The organism is secondary endosymbiont of Trabutina mannipara, assembly GCF_900090215.1.
In the GTDB taxonomy this organism is placed as follows: Bacteria; Pseudomonadota; Gammaproteobacteria; order Enterobacterales; family Enterobacteriaceae; genus Mikella.
The window spans coordinates 263,556-277,931 of sequence record NZ_LT594522.1; the positions used below are offsets into that span (position 1 = coordinate 263,556).

A 14,376-nucleotide genomic window follows, 5' to 3' on the forward strand; every position below is an offset into this window, starting at 1 on the left:
TTGTTATAAGATAATAATTTTTATCCTTATAAACAACATTTTGTTATAAAATAAAAAATAAATTTTATTAACAACAATATGGCTCCAATTAAAGAAAAATCGTTAATTTTAGTTGATGGTTCTTATTATCTTTACCGTGCCTATAATGCTCTTCCACCGTTAACTAATAGCTTAGGGGAACCTACATGGGTAATCTACGGCGTATTAAATATGCTTAAAAGCATATTATTGCAATACCGTCCTAACTATTTTGCTGTAGTGTTTGACGCTAATGGTAATACATTCAGAAATGAATTATTTAATCGTTATAAATTACATAGACCGCCTATGCAACCTGATCTGTACAATCAGATAGCACCTCTATATAATATGGTTAAAGCTATGGGATTACCACTGTTTGCTATCAGTGGCGTTGAGGCAGATGATGTTATTGGTACCTTAGCGCTTGCTGCAGCAAGTGACGGTATTAATGTACTAATAAGTACCGGAGATAAAGATATGGCTCAGCTAGTTTCTCCTAAAATAAAAATTATCAATACTATGTCGAATACTATTATAGGGCCTAAAGAGGTGCAGTTAAAGTTCGGTGTTCCACCCAGCCTTATCATTGATTATTTAACGCTGATAGGTGATAGCTCAGATAATATTTTGGGTGTTCCTGGAATAGGTAAAAAAACAGCATTGGCACTCTTACATAGAGTAGGAGGACTAGAAACTATTTATCAACAGCTAGACAACATCAAAAATATAAGTTTTCGTGGTGCTAAAACTATAGCTACCAAGCTTAAGCAGTACCGCGATATTGTGTTTATTTATTACCAACTTGTTAAGATTAAAACCAATGTAGCACTAAATTTATCTTATGACCAACTAAAAGTTAAAAAAACTGAATACAAAGCTTTGATGCTATTGTTTCAGCGTTACGAATTTAAATATTGGATTAGAGACCTTGAAGAAAAAATGGTTGTACCATCGGTATTCCCACGTAGTGCCCCGTTAATTTTAAAAAAAAAGAAGACTAATAATTGACATTGTACATCTTCGTCCTGGTATTTTTGACCTTGTGATGCTGTTGATAGCGCAAATGCATAAATGCATATTAATAGAGTTTTAGAGTTTTTTTAGGTTAGATGTACCATGAGTAGGTTAAAATTTGGATAAAGCTCACTACTTTTGTAATATAGTACATTTTATAGAAAACCATGTATTTAGTTTTTGTCGCAGTGTTTCAACTCCATGTTTTTTTATTGACGAGAATATTTCAATATGTATATCACCTTTAAACAAAGGTATTGTCATTTTACGAACCTTATTCAGCTGATCATTGCGTGCTTTGTAAGTTAGTTTATCGGACTTAGTGAGTAGGATGAGAATGGGTATATTTAAATTTTTAGCTAATATAATTATTTTTTGATCTAGATATTTCATTGGATGACGAATATCCATTAAAACTACTAGTCCTTTAAGGTTATCGCGTCTTTGCAAATATTCACTAATAGTATGTTGCCATTGACGTTTTATATTTTCAGGAACTTTAGCGTAACCATATCCTGGTAGATCTACTATACGAAGACCAGGTTCAACCTCAAAAAAGTTGATAAGCTGGGTGCGTCCTGGTGTTTTACTGGTTTTAGCTAGGCTTTTATTACTAGTCAACGTATTAATAGCGCTAGATTTTCCTGAATTAGAACGTCCTACGAATGCTATTTCAATACCGTTATTTACCGGCAATAAGCGTATATTAGGGACGCTAAATAAAAAATAAGTACCTAGATAATTAAAGTATTTTTTCAAATTCTTTCGTCTCGTGTAAAAAAAGATAGTATAGTATAATAGCTATTATATAGCTGTCTATGCTAGAATGCACGTTTACAATAACGCTTTATTCTTATGAGGTAAATAGCAAAATTGTGATTAAAAAATTGCGTAATATCGCCATCATCGCACATGTTGATCATGGAAAAACTACTTTGGTTGACAAATTATTGCAACAATCAGGCACTATTAGTGAACGTAGTTCTACTCTAGAACGTGTAATGGACTATAACTATTTGGAAAAAGAGCGTGGAATAACTATTTTTGCTAAAAATACGGCAATTAACTGGCGCGATTACCGCATCAACATCGTTGATACTCCTGGACATTCTGATTTTGGAGGTGAAGTTGAGCGTGTTATGTCGATGGTTGATTCAGTATTATTGCTGGTAGATGCTATAGATGGTCCAATGCCACAGACACGTTTTGTAACGCAGAAAGCATTTTTACATAGTTTAAAACCTATAGTAGTCATTAATAAAGTTGATAGACCAGGATCTCGTCCAGATTGGGTGGTAGATCAAGTATTTGATTTATTTGTTAACTTAGGTGCTACCAACGAACAACTTGATTTTCCTATAGTATATACGTCAGCGCTTAATGGTATTGCAGGTTTAGAACATGAAAACATGTCTAATGATATGACTCCGTTATTTGAATCTATCGTAAAGAATGTAGATGCACCCCAAATTTACGCTAATGGTCTCTTTCAAATGCAAATTTCTCAGCTTGACTATAATAGCTACGTTGGTGTTATCGGTATCGGTCGCATAAAGCGCGGTTATGTAAAAAAAAACCAGCACGTTACTATATTAGATAAAGAGGGAAAACGACGTAATGGAAAAGTAGGCAAAATATTAAGTTATATAGGATTACAGCGCATAGAAGTTAAAATAGCAGAAGCCGGTGATATTATAGCAATTACAGGATTAGGAAAGTTAAATATTTCTGATACTATCTGTGATTCAGCTCAAATAGAAGCGCTACCTCCGTTAATTATTGATGAACCTACAGTATCTATGTCATTTGGAGTTAATACATCGCCTTTTTGCGGCAGAGAAGGTAAATATGTTACTTCAAGACAGATTAGAGATCGTTTGAATAAAGAACTAGTGCATAATGTGGCGCTACGTGTAGAAGAAACAGATGATCCTGATACCTTCTGTGTTTCTGGACGCGGAGAGCTACATCTTTCAGTTCTTATTGAAAATATGCGTAGAGAGGGATTTGAAATCGCCGTTTCTCGTCCCAAAGTAATTTTTCGTACCGTAGATGGCGTTAAGCAGGAACCATTTGAATCGTTAATTTTAGACATAGAAGAGCAGCATCAAGGTCAGGTTATGGACTCTATAGGTGTCCGTAAAGGGGTAATATGTGATATGTTGCCTGATAGGAAAGGACGTGTTCGTTTAAATTATGTAATTCCAAGTAGGGGGCTGCTGGGGTTTCGCACTGATTTTCTAACCATGACTTCTGGTACTGGTTTATTGCACTCTACTTTCAGTCACTACGATAATGTCCTTACAGGAAAAATAGGTCAACGTAAGTATGGAGTGTTGATTTCTAACGGTCAAGGTAAAACAGTAGCTTACGCCTTATATGGTCTTCAGGATCGCGGTCGTCTTTTTTTAGGTCACGGTGTTGAAGTTTATAAAGGACAGATTATCGGTATTCATAACCGCTCTAATGATTTGACGGTAAACTGCTTAATGGGTAAAAAACTAACTAATCTACGTGCTTCAGGTACAGATGAAGCTACTAATCTTATACCTCTTATTAAGATGTCTTTGGAGCAAGCAATAGAATTTGTTGATGATGATGAATTGGTTGAAGTAACTCCGCAATCTATACGCTTGCGTAAGCGTTATCTTACAGAAAATGAACGTAAGCGTGCACATAGATCAAATTGATGGTGATGTTAAATTACTCTGTTATTTTTTTATCACGATCAACAAATTCTATATATGCCATAGGAGCGTTATCTCCTGTACGAAAACCACATTTTAGAATTCTAGTATAACCACCAGCTCTAATCTTAAAACGAGGTCCCAGTTCATTAAACAATTTTGTTACAATTACATTATCTCTAATTCTAGAAAATGCAAGACGACGATTTGCAACACTGTCATTTTTAGCTATTGTAACTAGCGGTTCTACAAAGCGACGAAGCTCTTTTGCTTTGGGCAAAGTTGTCTTTATTATTTCATAATAAACTAAAGAACTAGCCATATTACGAAACATAGCCTTAAGATGACTGCTATTACGGTTTAATTGACGACCAATCTTACGATGGTGCATTATTTTTTATCCATTTTATAAATTAGTTGGAGGCCGGAGGCCAGTTATCAAGACACATTCCTAAAGATAATCCATGTAGAGCCAACACATCTTTAATTTCAGTAAGAGATTTTTTACCAAGATTAGGTGTTTTTAATAATTCAACTTCAGTACGCTGTACAAGATCACCTATATAGTGAATCGCCTCTGCTTTAAGACAATTAGCAGAACGTACCGTTAATTCTAAATCGTCAACAGGACGTAGCAGAATGGGATCAAAATCTGTTTTTTCTTCTTTAATTTCTTGATGACGTATATCACGTAAGTCTACAAAAGCTTCCAATTGTTCTGCTAAAATGGTTGCTGAACGACGAATTGCTTCTTCTGGATCAAGAGTACCGTTTGTTTCTATATCAATAACTAGTTTATCTAGATCAGTACGATGTTTTACTCTAGCTGCTTCTACATTATAAGAGATACGCTCTATAGGACTATAACATGCGTCTACCATAAGTAACCCGATGGGCTTGTACTCATCTTTATTAATTCTGGTAGAAGCTGGAACATAACCACGTCCCAATTGAATCTTTATTTGCATATTTATAGATGCATTTTTATCAGTTAAATGACATAAAATATGCTGTGGGTTAATAATTTCGATATTACTATTGTAAGTAATATCAGCGGCTATTACTGGACCAATACCAGATTTATTTAAATTCAATATTACATCATTTTCACCGTTAACTTTTACTGCTAAACATTTTAGATTAAGTAAAATTTCTAGTATGTCTTCCTGTACACCTTCTTTACTGCTGTACTCGTGTAGTACACCATCCATTTTAACCTCGGTAACGGCATAACCAGGTATTGATGAAAGTAAAATACGACGAAGTGCGTTACCTATAGTATGCCCAAAACCACGCTCTAAGGGCTCAAGTGTTACTTTAGCGTGCGTTGAACTTATTTTTTCGATATCTACTAGTCGCGGTTTTAGAAAATCTGTAACCGAATTCTGCATTATTGTTATGTCCTCTTTTATAAATTTATTAATAAAATAGCTCTATCCTTATCATTAGAATAAAGCTCTATTTAGAATAAAGCTCTACGATAAGGTGTTCATTAATATCCGCTGATAGATCAGTACGTTCTGGATATTTTTTAAATATACCTTCCATTTTATCAAAATTAATTTCAATCCAGGTGGGTTTTTCACGTTGATTAGATAGTTCCAATGAAGCCATAATACGGGATTGTTTTTTCGCTTTTTCATTTATACTTATAACATCATTTTTAGTAACCTGGTAAGAAGCGATATTTACAATCCTACCGTTTACTATAATTGCTTTATGGCTAACCAATTGACGCGACTCAGCACGAGTAGCACCAAATCCTATCCGATAAACAACATTATCAAGACGACTTTCTAGCAATTGCAACAGATTTTCACCAGTATTACCTTTTCTACGTACTGCTTCTTTATAGTAATTATGAAATTGACGTTCTAGTACGCCGTAAATACGACGCACTTTTTGTTTTTCACGTAACTGTATACCATAATCAGATAAACGTATTTTACGCGTGCCATGCTGACCTGGAATTTGTTCAATTTTGCACTTGGAATTAATTGCTTGAACACCAGATTTTAAGAATAAATCTGTGTTCTCACGACGGCTAAGCTTAAGTTTAGGACCCAAATATCTTGCCATTTTTTCTCCAATAATAGACGCTACTTAACTTAATAATTAACTCTTCTATACACGGCGCTTTTTTGGGGGACGACAACCGTTATGAGGAATTGGAGTAACATCAGTAATGTTAGTAATGTGGAAACCAGCTGCATTTAAAGCACGAATAGTAGATTCGCGACCTGGACCTGGACCTTTAATCATTACTTCAAGATTCTTAATACCATATTCTTTTACTGCTTCAGTACAACGTTCTGCTGCAACCTGTGAAGCAAAAGGAGTAGATTTCCTAGAACCTCGAAAACCTGAACAACCAGATGTTGCCCAACCTAATGTATTCCCCTGACGATCAGTAATAGTTATGATAGTATTATTAAAAGACGCATATATATGCGCTATACCATCTAAAACTTGTTTTTTAATACGATTACGTGTCTTAGGAGGTATTTTATTCATTTAATCACCTTATTTATTTACTTTTTTACGAGTACCTTTACAGGTACGAGCATTAGTCTTAGTACGCTGACCATGAACAGGAAGATTACGACGGTGACGTAAACCACGATAAGTATTAAGATCTATAAGTCGCTTGATATTAATAGTTAATTCACGGCGAAGATCTCCTTCTACAACAAATTTAGCAACTGCGTCACGCAACTTTTCCAGTTGCTCTTCAGACAAATCATTAATCTTTATATTTTCAGCAATACCTGTAGCAGCACAAATATGTTTTGAACAAGATTTTCCAATACCGAAAATTGAAGTTAATGCAATAACAGTATGCTTATTATCAGGAATGTTAATGCCTGCTATACGTACCATGTGCACTCCTAAGTTAATATATTTCTTCTTTTTAATTGCTATCCTTGACGTTGCTTATGTTTAGGAGCAACACTGCAAATAACGCAAACAACACCGTTACGTTTAATTATTTTACAGTTATGACATATTTTTTTGACGGAAGCGCGAACTTTCATGTTACTCTCCGTAACTTCTTAAATTCAAGAATTATCGATTATAACTTTTTAAAGTTTCTTTTAAAAATGCATACTCGTACTGAGTAGACATAGTTTGTACTTGGGTCATAAAATCCATGATAACAACAACTACGATCAATAAAGACGTGCCACCGAAATAAAATGGAACCTTCATTGCGTTACGCATAAATTCAGGTATTAAGCATATAAAAGTAATATACATAGCACCTACTAGTGTTAGACGATTCATTACCTGATCTATATATTTTGCTGTTTGTTCTCCAGGACGAATACCAGGTACAAATACTCCTAATTTCTTAAGATTATCTGCTGTTTCTCGAGAATTTAAAACTATTGTTGTATAAAAATAACATAAAAATATAATTGCCGATGCATATAGTAAGGCATAAAGTGGTTGACCAGGTTGTAAATAAAGAGAGATATTAGTTAGCCATCCACAATAGGGACTACCTCCAAACCAGGATACAATAGTAGCTGGAAATAAAATAATACTTGAAGCAAAAATTGCTGGAAGAACTCCAGCCATATTTACTTTTAATGGCAAGTGTGTATTTTGATTTAAATAAACACAACGTCCTTGCTGCTGATGCTTTGCGTAATTAACAATAATACGACGCTGACCATGTTCAATGAATATAACAAAAAAAGTTACAGCAAAAACTAAAAATGCAACTAAAAGTAAACATAAAAATGGAAAATATCCTTTTATAGTTTGCTTAATAGTATAGCTAATAGCAGTAGGTAAACCGGCTATAATACCTGTAAATATAATAAGAGATATACCATTACCAATACCACGATCAGTAATTTGTTCACCAAGCCACATAAGGAATATTGTTCCACAAACTAGACTTAGTATAGCAGTTAAGTAAAAAGAAATTCCTGGAATAATTACTAAAGATTGCATTTCAGGCATATTTGGTAAACCTATTGTAAAACTAATTGCTTGAAATATAGCTAATACTAACGCACCATAACGGGCGTATTGGTTTATTTTTTGTATTCCAAATTCACCTTCTTTTTTAATTTCTGAAAGAGTAGGGTGAATTACAGTTAACAATTGAATAATAATAGACGATGAAATATATGGCATAATTCCTAAAGCAAAAACAGAAGCACGATTAAGTGCACCACCAGAGAACATGTTAAACATGTCAATAATAGTACTGCGCTGTTGTTCAATTAATTTTGTAAATACAGTACTATTTATTCCAGGTATGGGAATAAAAGAGCCAATACGAAAAACAATAAGTGAACCAATAACAAATAAAAATCTACTTTTTAGTTCCTTTATTCCTCTTTTAACATTCCATTCTATTTTTTTATCTTTATCCATACTTATTCCTCAAATTTCCCACCTGCAGCTTCGATTGCATAACGTGCACCTTTGCTTATACGAATACCAGCTGTTGTTATTATTGTAACTGCTTTTTTTATTTTACCTGACAGTATAATTTTGGCGCATTTAGTTTTTATATTAACAATCTTAGCAGATTTTAATACTTTTATATCTACTATGTTACCTTCTATATTTGCTAAATCAGACAAACTTACTTCTGCTGTAAGTATTGCTTTATGTGAATTAAAGCCAAATTTAGGCAAACGACGGCATAAAGGCATTTGTCCTCCTTCAAATCCACGATATATTTTACCTCCAGAACGTGACTTTTGACCTTTATGACCTCGACCGCTGGTTTTTCCTAATCCAGAACCAATACCACGTCCTAAACGTTTAGATGCAAATTTAGAACCATCAGCTGGAGAAAGATCATTTAAGCGCATACCTCATTCCTCAATTATCCTAACCATATAGGAAATTAAATTAATCATACCTCGTATAGCAGTGGTATCTTCACGGACTATAGTATGGCCAATATGACGCAACCCTAACCCCACCAAAGTTGCCTTATGTTTTGGCAAACAACCAATAGAACTACGAATTTGAATAATTTTTATATTTTTTATCATAGTAACAAATTAATTCCTAATTTCTTCAACCAATTTCCCCCTTTTTGCAGCAATAATTTCAGGAGAATTCATCTTAATAAGAGCTTCAATAGTTGCACGAATTACGTTTATTGGATTTGTTGAACCATATGCTTTTGCTAGTACATTATGAATTCCTGCAACTTCAAAAATTGCACGCATTGCACCACCAGCGATAATACCTGTACCTTTAAATGCTGGCTTCATAAAAACTACAGATCCTGTATATGTACCTTTAATTGGGTGTTGTAAAGTACCGCTTTTTATTGCAATATTTATCATATTTCGACGTGCTTTTTCTATTGCTTTTTGTATTGCTGATGGAACTTCTCGTGCTTTACCATAACCAAAACCTACTCTACCATTACCATTACCAACAACTATCATTGCTGAAAAGCTGAAAATACGTCCACCTTTTACTGTCTTAGATACTCTATTGACTGCAATTAATTTTTCTTGTAAAAAAACAGATTTTTTTTCAATTTGTGCCATCTTATACATTTACCTTAAAATTGGAGTCCAGCTATACGAGCAGCGTTTGCTAGTGCTTGAACGCGACCATGATATTTAAATCCAGAACGGTCAAAAGATACTTTTTTAATTCCTTTTTCTAAGGCTCGTATAGCGATAGTTCTACCTATTTCAGAAGCTGCATATTTATTACCAGTAACATTTATTTCAAGAATATTTTTTTCTACAGTAGAAGCAGCTACTAGTATTTTATAGCTAGTAGGTTCAAAAATATGTGCATAAATATGGCGTAGTGTACGATGTATAACTAATCTCATTGATCCTAATTTTTTAATTTTACTTTTTGTTCTTATTGAACGACGAATACGAGCTATTTTTTTATTCATATTTATTACTCTATGTTTTACTTTTTATTTTTTTCTTTGATACGTATAACTTCATCAGCGTAACGAACACCCTTTCCTTTATAAGGTTCAGGACGACGATAATTACGTAAATCTGCAGCAACTTGACCAAGAATCTGTTTATTAGATCCTTTAATAATAATCTCATTTTGAGTTGTACATTCTGCAGTAATACCTTTTGGTAGGTTATAGTTAATAGGATGAGAAAATCCCAGAGATAAATTTACTATATTATCTTTAACTGTAGCGCGATAACCTACTCCTACTAATTGTAATTTTTTAATAAATCCATAGGTGACACCAATCACCATTCCATTTATTAACGATCGTGTAGTACCTGCAATTGCAGCATATTTTTTGTTATTAATAGTAGGAGCAAAAGTTAGCTGTTTATTAGCATATTCAATATTTATCATTTCATGAATAGTGTAAATTAGCTCACCATTTTTACCTTTCATGAAAATATCTTTTCCTTTTATTTTTACATCTACGCCTGCAGGAATAATAACAGGTGTTTTAGCAACACGAGACATTTTTTCACCATTATGCTATATAGCAGATAACTTCACCACCAATACCAGCCTTGCGTGCAGCACGATCAGTTATTATTCCTAAAGAACTAGAAATTACTGCAACACCCATACCTGCCATTACTTTTGGCAATTTATTTTTTTTATTATAGATACGACGACCTGGACGGCTAATACGTTGTATATTTTCTAATACTGGCTTTCCCTTAAAATATTTAAGTATTATTTCTAATTTTAGTTTAGTACTACCTAAAACTTTATAATTATCAATAAATCCTTCTTCTTTTAATAAGTTAGCAATTGCTAATTTAACCTTAGAATTAGGTATATAAACTGCAGTTTTCTTAGCAATTTGACCATTACGAATACGTGTTAGCATATCCGCAATTGGATCTTGCATACTCATCTATTTTAACTCCTATAGTTAATTGTTACCAACTAGCTTTTCTTAAACCGGGAATTTCACCACGCATGGCAGCTTCACGTACTTTAATACGACTTAACCCAAATTTTCTTAAATAAGCGTGAGGACGACCAGTTTGACGACATCTATTACGTTTACGAGAAGGACTAGAATCACGTGGTAAAGTTTGCAACTTAAGAACCGCATTCCAACGTTCTTCATCTGCCACATTTATACTAGAAATAATATTTTTAAGTTCAGTACGTTTTTTAAAAAATTTATTAGATAATTTCATCCTTTTTACTTCTCGTGCTTTCATAGATTCTTTAGCCATTAGTAACTCCCTTCTTTCCAGAAGGGAAAGTTTAAAGCTGTTAATAAATTACATCCTTCATTATCTGATTTTGCCGTAGTAGTAATAGCAATATCTAATCCACAAACATTATCTGCTCTTTCATAAGAAATTTCTGGGAAAATAATATTTTCCTGTACACCAATATTATAATTGCCATTGCCATCAAATGACTTAATAGATAAACCACGAAAATCACGAATACGTGGTATGGCAATAAAAAGTAATCTTTCTAAAAAATCCCACATACGTTTACCACGTAAAGTTACTTTACATCCAATAGGATATCCCTTACGGATTTTAAATCCAGCAATAGATTTACGTGCTTTAGTTATAATTGGTTTTTGACCTGAAATTGCTGCTAAATATTCTTTAGCATTATCCAAAAAATTTTGATTAGAAATTGATTTACCTACGCCCATATTTAAAGTTATCTTATAAAGGTTAGGCACTTGCATAACAGAACTATAATTAAATTTTTTAATTAGTTGAAAAACTACTTCATTTTTATAGTACTCGTAAAGTTTTGCCATTATCTACTCCTACTTACTTAATAAGTTTACCATTAGATTTGAATATTCTAAATTTATTACTATTTTCAATCTTAAATCCGACACGGTCTGCTTTATTAGTAGCTAAATTAAAAATTGCAATATTAGAAAGATCAATTTTAGATTCTTTTTTTAAAATTCCACCTGAATTATTAGGCATTAGTTTTTTATGTTTTTTAACTAAATTTATACCATTAATAATGCATTTCCCATTAGGGAGGATAGTTTTAATTTTACCTCTTTTACCTTTATCTTTTCCAGTTATTACGATTACTTCATCATCAATACATATCTTAGCTGCCATTTTATTCTTCCTTTTAAAGTTCTTTTTTAATAAAGAATAAAGAAGATTTCTAGATAACTTCAGGTGCTAGAGAAATAATTTTCATAAACTTTTCAGTACGAAGTTCCCTAGTTACTGGTCCAAAAATACGTGTACCAATAGGTTGATCATTATTATCGTTCAATAAAACACAAGCATTATCATCAAAACGAATTAAAGAATCGTCAGAGCGACGAATACCCTTCTTAGTACGCACAACTACTGCCTTTAAAACATCACCTTTTTTAACTTTTCCACGAAAAATTGCTTCTTTAATAGCAATTTTAATAATATTTCCAATATTGGCATATCTACGATGCGAACCACCTAGCACTTTGATACACATTACACGACGTGCTCCTGAGTTATCAGCTACAGACAACATAGTTTGTTCTTGGATCATGTTAATACTCCATTTATAACATATAAAATATAGTTAATATATTACTTATAATATAGCTCTTTCTATAACACGAATTAATTTCCAAGATTTAGATTTAGAAATTGGACGACATTCATTTATTTCAACAATATCTCCGATATTGCTTTCATTATTCTCATCATGTACATGAAGCTTAGTTGTACGTTTGATAAACTTACCATATATTGGATGTTTTACAAACCGTTCAATTATTACAACAATTGATTTTTCCATTTTATTGCTTACTACACGACCTTGCAAAGTATGTATCATTCATTAAGTACCCTTTAAGTTAATAATGTTTTCACACGCGCAATTTTTATGCAAAAGTTGTATACTTATTTTTTTATTTTGTTTATAATTATTAATTGAAAACTTCAGTAGTTTCCATATGTTTTTTTATAAATATAGTTTTTATTGGTAATTTTGCTGATGCTAAATTGAATGCTTCATGGGCTAATTCTTCTGTAATACCATCTATTTCATACAAAATCTTACCAGGCTGAATTAAAGCAACCCAGTATTCTACATTACCTTTACCTTTACCCATACGTACTTCTAGAGGTTTTTTAGTAATTGGTTTGTCTGGAAAAATACGAATCCATATCCTACCTTGATGCTTAATTTCATGTGTTATAGCACGACGCGCTGCTTCAATTTGACAAGAAGTTAAATAACCACGTCCAATAGCTTTTAAACCAAAACTACCGAATTTAATATCCATACTTACTGCTAGTCCCCGATTGTGACCTTTATGCATTTTACGGAATTTTGTACGTTTTGGTTGTAACATCAAAAATTCTCCTTGCCTTACTTACCGCTTTATTTACATTAAATTTTAATTATTTGTTTTTTTGTGTTCAATAGTATTCATATTACCTAAAATTTCACCTTTAAAAATCCATACTTTTAATCCTATAACACCATAGATGGTATACGCTTCAGAAGTACTATAATCAATATCTGCTCGCAAAGTATGTAGGGGAACACAACCTTCTCGATACCATTCAGTACGTGCTATTTCAGATCCTCCTAAACGCCCACTAACTTCAATTTTAATTCCTTTAGCTCCAATACGCATTGCATTCTGTACAGCACGTTTCATTACTCTGCGAAACAGAATACGACGTTCTAATTGTGAAGATATACTTTCAGCAACTAATTTAGCATCCATTTCAGGTTTACGTATTTCATTAATATTAATTTGTGCTGGTAATTTAGCGATATGAGATATAATTTTACGTAGTTTTTCAATATCTTCGCCTTTTTTTCCTATTACTAGACCTGGTCTAGCCGTATGAATTGTTACCATAATACTATTTGCTGGACGATCTATTACTATACGAGAAATAAAAGAATTCGATAATTCATTAATTAGAAATTTACGAATTTTAAAATCGTTATCTAGATTATTAGCAAATTCTTTAGTATTTGCATACCAAGTAGAGTTCCATAATTTAACAATTCCCAGACGAATACCATTTGGGTTGACTTTATGACCCATTAATTTACTCCAAAAAATTAAATAGATAAAATTACCGTAATATGATTTTTACGTTTTAAGATACGATCTGCACGACCTTTGGCACGTGGCATAATACGTTTAATACTGGGACCAATATCAACAAATATTTTTGCAATTTTTAAATCATCAATATCTTCTACACCATTATTGTGTTCAGCATTAGCAATAGCAGATTTTATTGTTTTTTTTATTATACCAGCAGCTTTCTTTTTATTATAAGTTAGTTCTTTTAGAGCTTGCGAAACTTTTTTACCACGAATTAGATTCGCTACTAATCTAACTTTTTGAGCAGAAGAATTCGCATAGCGATATTGAGCTATAGTTTCCATCTATTTATTTCCTAAATTTAATTTTTTTTAGTAGTTTTATCTGCTGCATGACCGCGATAAGTACGAGTGGGCGAAAATTCACCTAATTTGTGACCAACCATTTCATCTACAACAAAAACAGGAACATGCTGTCGTCCATTATGGATAGCAATAGTTAAACCTATCATTGCTGGATATATTATTGAACGACGTGACCAAGTGCGAATAGTTTTTTTTTCACCTATTTTAACTGCTTTCTCTATTTTTTTCAGCAAATGTAAATCAATAAATGGACCTTTTTTGAGAGAACGTGGCATATTTTATC

At 32.8% G+C, this 14,376-nt stretch carries 24 protein-coding genes and 1 pseudogene; 2 read left to right on the plus strand and 23 right to left on the minus strand.

Going from position 1 to position 14,376, the window contains the following annotated elements; genetic code table 11:
- Positions 1-78 precede the first annotated feature (78 nt).
- A pseudogene (locus TREMTM_RS01285) lies at positions 79-957 on the plus strand (5'-3' exonuclease); the annotation flags it as partial.
- Between the two features lie 210 nt (positions 958-1,167).
- Here TREMTM_RS01285 and yihA read toward each other — a convergent pair.
- On the minus strand, positions 1,168-1,794 hold the full coding sequence (yihA, locus tag TREMTM_RS01290; protein ID WP_083172537.1) for a ribosome biogenesis GTP-binding protein YihA/YsxC: 627 nt from the start codon (positions 1,792-1,794) through the stop codon (positions 1,168-1,170).
- A 116-nt stretch (positions 1,795-1,910) separates the two neighbouring features.
- Here yihA and typA point away from each other — a divergent pair, with 116 nt between their 5' ends.
- Entirely contained in the window at positions 1,911-3,725 is a 1,815-nt protein-coding gene (gene typA / locus TREMTM_RS01295) for a translational GTPase TypA (RefSeq protein WP_083172539.1), read from the plus strand.
- A 13-nt stretch (positions 3,726-3,738) separates the two neighbouring features.
- Here the strand turns inward: typA and rplQ are convergent, their stop codons facing one another.
- From rplQ to rpsS, 22 genes are all read right to left on the minus strand, one after another.
- A complete protein-coding gene (rplQ, locus tag TREMTM_RS01300; protein ID WP_083172541.1) occupies positions 3,739-4,113 on the minus strand; it encodes a 50S ribosomal protein L17 in 375 nt (124 codons plus the stop codon).
- 22 nt (positions 4,114-4,135) lie between these two features.
- Positions 4,136-5,113, minus strand: coding sequence for a DNA-directed RNA polymerase subunit alpha (locus TREMTM_RS01305; protein ID WP_083172543.1), 978 nt, complete (start codon positions 5,111-5,113; stop codon positions 4,136-4,138).
- A 67-nt stretch (positions 5,114-5,180) separates the two neighbouring features.
- On the minus strand, positions 5,181-5,801 hold the full coding sequence (rpsD, locus tag TREMTM_RS01310) for a 30S ribosomal protein S4 (RefSeq protein ID WP_083172545.1): 621 nt from the start codon (positions 5,799-5,801) through the stop codon (positions 5,181-5,183).
- 45 nt (positions 5,802-5,846) lie between these two features.
- Complete coding sequence (gene rpsK, locus TREMTM_RS01315) at positions 5,847-6,236, minus strand: 30S ribosomal protein S11 (protein WP_083172547.1); 390 nt, start codon at positions 6,234-6,236, stop codon at positions 5,847-5,849.
- Positions 6,237-6,245: 9 nt separating this feature from the next.
- Positions 6,246-6,602 (minus strand): 30S ribosomal protein S13, encoded by a 357-nt coding sequence (rpsM, locus tag TREMTM_RS01320; RefSeq protein ID WP_083172549.1) that lies wholly within the window; start codon positions 6,600-6,602, stop codon positions 6,246-6,248.
- Between the two features lie 38 nt (positions 6,603-6,640).
- On the minus strand, positions 6,641-6,757 hold the full coding sequence (gene rpmJ / locus TREMTM_RS01325) for a 50S ribosomal protein L36 (RefSeq protein WP_083172551.1): 117 nt from the start codon (positions 6,755-6,757) through the stop codon (positions 6,641-6,643).
- A 31-nt stretch (positions 6,758-6,788) separates the two neighbouring features.
- Positions 6,789-8,114 carry a preprotein translocase subunit SecY gene (gene secY / locus TREMTM_RS01330; RefSeq protein WP_083172553.1) on the minus strand — a complete coding sequence of 442 codons (1,326 nt, stop codon included), beginning with the start codon at positions 8,112-8,114 and terminating at the stop codon, positions 6,789-6,791.
- A gap of 2 nt (positions 8,115-8,116) precedes the next feature.
- Positions 8,117-8,560, minus strand: coding sequence for a 50S ribosomal protein L15 (gene rplO / locus TREMTM_RS01335; RefSeq protein WP_083172555.1), 444 nt, complete (start codon positions 8,558-8,560; stop codon positions 8,117-8,119).
- 3 nt (positions 8,561-8,563) lie between these two features.
- Entirely contained in the window at positions 8,564-8,746 is a 183-nt protein-coding gene (rpmD, locus tag TREMTM_RS01340) for a 50S ribosomal protein L30 (RefSeq protein WP_083172557.1), read from the minus strand.
- A gap of 9 nt (positions 8,747-8,755) precedes the next feature.
- A complete protein-coding gene (gene rpsE / locus TREMTM_RS01345; RefSeq protein ID WP_083172559.1) occupies positions 8,756-9,256 on the minus strand; it encodes a 30S ribosomal protein S5 in 501 nt (166 codons plus the stop codon).
- A gap of 14 nt (positions 9,257-9,270) precedes the next feature.
- Positions 9,271-9,621: a 50S ribosomal protein L18 gene (gene rplR / locus TREMTM_RS01350; protein WP_083172561.1), complete on the minus strand. Its 351-nt coding sequence runs from the start codon at positions 9,619-9,621 to the stop codon at positions 9,271-9,273.
- 17 nt (positions 9,622-9,638) lie between these two features.
- A complete protein-coding gene (rplF, locus tag TREMTM_RS01355) occupies positions 9,639-10,172 on the minus strand; it encodes a 50S ribosomal protein L6 (RefSeq protein WP_083172563.1) in 534 nt (177 codons plus the stop codon).
- Between the two features lie 10 nt (positions 10,173-10,182).
- A complete protein-coding gene (gene rpsH / locus TREMTM_RS01360) occupies positions 10,183-10,575 on the minus strand; it encodes a 30S ribosomal protein S8 (protein WP_083172565.1) in 393 nt (130 codons plus the stop codon).
- A 25-nt stretch (positions 10,576-10,600) separates the two neighbouring features.
- On the minus strand, positions 10,601-10,906 hold the full coding sequence (gene rpsN, locus TREMTM_RS01365; RefSeq protein ID WP_083172567.1) for a 30S ribosomal protein S14: 306 nt from the start codon (positions 10,904-10,906) through the stop codon (positions 10,601-10,603).
- Positions 10,906-11,457 (minus strand): 50S ribosomal protein L5, encoded by a 552-nt coding sequence (gene rplE / locus TREMTM_RS01370; RefSeq protein WP_083172570.1) that lies wholly within the window; start codon positions 11,455-11,457, stop codon positions 10,906-10,908. Before rplE ends, rpsN begins: the two co-directional genes overlap by 1 nt.
- 13 nt (positions 11,458-11,470) lie before the next feature.
- Positions 11,471-11,779, minus strand: a complete 309-nt coding sequence (gene rplX, locus TREMTM_RS01375; RefSeq protein WP_083172572.1) for a 50S ribosomal protein L24 — start codon at positions 11,777-11,779, stop codon at positions 11,471-11,473.
- A gap of 49 nt (positions 11,780-11,828) precedes the next feature.
- Positions 11,829-12,200, minus strand: a complete 372-nt coding sequence (gene rplN, locus TREMTM_RS01380) for a 50S ribosomal protein L14 (RefSeq protein WP_083172574.1) — start codon at positions 12,198-12,200, stop codon at positions 11,829-11,831.
- Between the two features lie 45 nt (positions 12,201-12,245).
- Positions 12,246-12,491 (minus strand): 30S ribosomal protein S17, encoded by a 246-nt coding sequence (gene rpsQ, locus TREMTM_RS01385; protein WP_083172576.1) that lies wholly within the window; start codon positions 12,489-12,491, stop codon positions 12,246-12,248.
- 91 nt (positions 12,492-12,582) lie between these two features.
- The gene (rplP, locus tag TREMTM_RS01390) at positions 12,583-13,011 is read right to left on the minus strand and encodes a 50S ribosomal protein L16 (RefSeq protein WP_083172578.1); all 429 of its coding nucleotides are present in this window, start codon (positions 13,009-13,011) and stop codon (positions 12,583-12,585) included.
- 45 nt (positions 13,012-13,056) lie between these two features.
- Positions 13,057-13,722, minus strand: coding sequence for a 30S ribosomal protein S3 (gene rpsC, locus TREMTM_RS01395; protein WP_083172580.1), 666 nt, complete (start codon positions 13,720-13,722; stop codon positions 13,057-13,059).
- A 17-nt stretch (positions 13,723-13,739) separates the two neighbouring features.
- Entirely contained in the window at positions 13,740-14,072 is a 333-nt protein-coding gene (rplV, locus tag TREMTM_RS01400) for a 50S ribosomal protein L22 (RefSeq protein WP_083172582.1), read from the minus strand.
- Between the two features lie 17 nt (positions 14,073-14,089).
- A complete protein-coding gene (gene rpsS, locus TREMTM_RS01405; protein WP_083172584.1) occupies positions 14,090-14,368 on the minus strand; it encodes a 30S ribosomal protein S19 in 279 nt (92 codons plus the stop codon).
- Positions 14,369-14,376 lie beyond the last annotated feature (8 nt).

Bases quoted from the DNA above. Each gene is read 5' to 3' on its own strand.
- rplE (WP_083172570.1), bottom strand. From the start codon at position 11,457: ATGGCAAAACTTTACGAGTACTATAAAAATGAAGTAGTTTTTCAACTA.
- rpsQ (WP_083172576.1), bottom strand. From the start codon at position 12,491: ATGATACATACTTTGCAAGGTCGTGTAGTAAGCAATAAAATGGAAAAA.
- rplV (WP_083172582.1), bottom strand. From the start codon at position 14,072: ATGGAAACTATAGCTCAATATCGCTATGCGAATTCTTCTGCTCAAAAA.
- rpsH (WP_083172565.1), bottom strand. From the start codon at position 10,575: ATGAGTATGCAAGATCCAATTGCGGATATGCTAACACGTATTCGTAAT.
- rpmJ (WP_083172551.1), bottom strand. From the start codon at position 6,757: ATGAAAGTTCGCGCTTCCGTCAAAAAAATATGTCATAACTGTAAAATA.
- rpsS (WP_083172584.1), bottom strand. From the start codon at position 14,368: ATGCCACGTTCTCTCAAAAAAGGTCCATTTATTGATTTACATTTGCTG.
- secY (WP_083172553.1), bottom strand. From the start codon at position 8,114: ATGGATAAAGATAAAAAAATAGAATGGAATGTTAAAAGAGGAATAAAG.
- TREMTM_RS01305 (WP_083172543.1), bottom strand. From the start codon at position 5,113: ATGCAGAATTCGGTTACAGATTTTCTAAAACCGCGACTAGTAGATATC.
- rplO (WP_083172555.1), bottom strand. From the start codon at position 8,560: ATGCGCTTAAATGATCTTTCTCCAGCTGATGGTTCTAAATTTGCATCT.
- rpmD (WP_083172557.1), bottom strand. From the start codon at position 8,746: ATGATAAAAAATATAAAAATTATTCAAATTCGTAGTTCTATTGGTTGT.
- rplF (WP_083172563.1), bottom strand. From the start codon at position 10,172: ATGTCTCGTGTTGCTAAAACACCTGTTATTATTCCTGCAGGCGTAGAT.
- rplN (WP_083172574.1), bottom strand. From the start codon at position 12,200: ATGATCCAAGAACAAACTATGTTGTCTGTAGCTGATAACTCAGGAGCA.
- rplQ (WP_083172541.1), bottom strand. From the start codon at position 4,113: ATGCACCATCGTAAGATTGGTCGTCAATTAAACCGTAATAGCAGTCAT.
- rpsE (WP_083172559.1), bottom strand. From the start codon at position 9,256: ATGGCACAAATTGAAAAAAAATCTGTTTTTTTACAAGAAAAATTAATT.
- rpsC (WP_083172580.1), bottom strand. From the start codon at position 13,722: ATGGGTCATAAAGTCAACCCAAATGGTATTCGTCTGGGAATTGTTAAA.
- rplR (WP_083172561.1), bottom strand. From the start codon at position 9,621: ATGAATAAAAAAATAGCTCGTATTCGTCGTTCAATAAGAACAAAAAGT.
- rpsD (WP_083172545.1), bottom strand. From the start codon at position 5,801: ATGGCAAGATATTTGGGTCCTAAACTTAAGCTTAGCCGTCGTGAGAAC.
- rplX (WP_083172572.1), bottom strand. From the start codon at position 11,779: ATGGCAGCTAAGATATGTATTGATGATGAAGTAATCGTAATAACTGGA.
- rplP (WP_083172578.1), bottom strand. From the start codon at position 13,011: ATGTTACAACCAAAACGTACAAAATTCCGTAAAATGCATAAAGGTCAC.
- rpsK (WP_083172547.1), bottom strand. From the start codon at position 6,236: ATGAATAAAATACCTCCTAAGACACGTAATCGTATTAAAAAACAAGTT.
- rpsN (WP_083172567.1), bottom strand. From the start codon at position 10,906: ATGGCTAAAGAATCTATGAAAGCACGAGAAGTAAAAAGGATGAAATTA.
- rpsM (WP_083172549.1), bottom strand. From the start codon at position 6,602: ATGGTACGTATAGCAGGCATTAACATTCCTGATAATAAGCATACTGTT.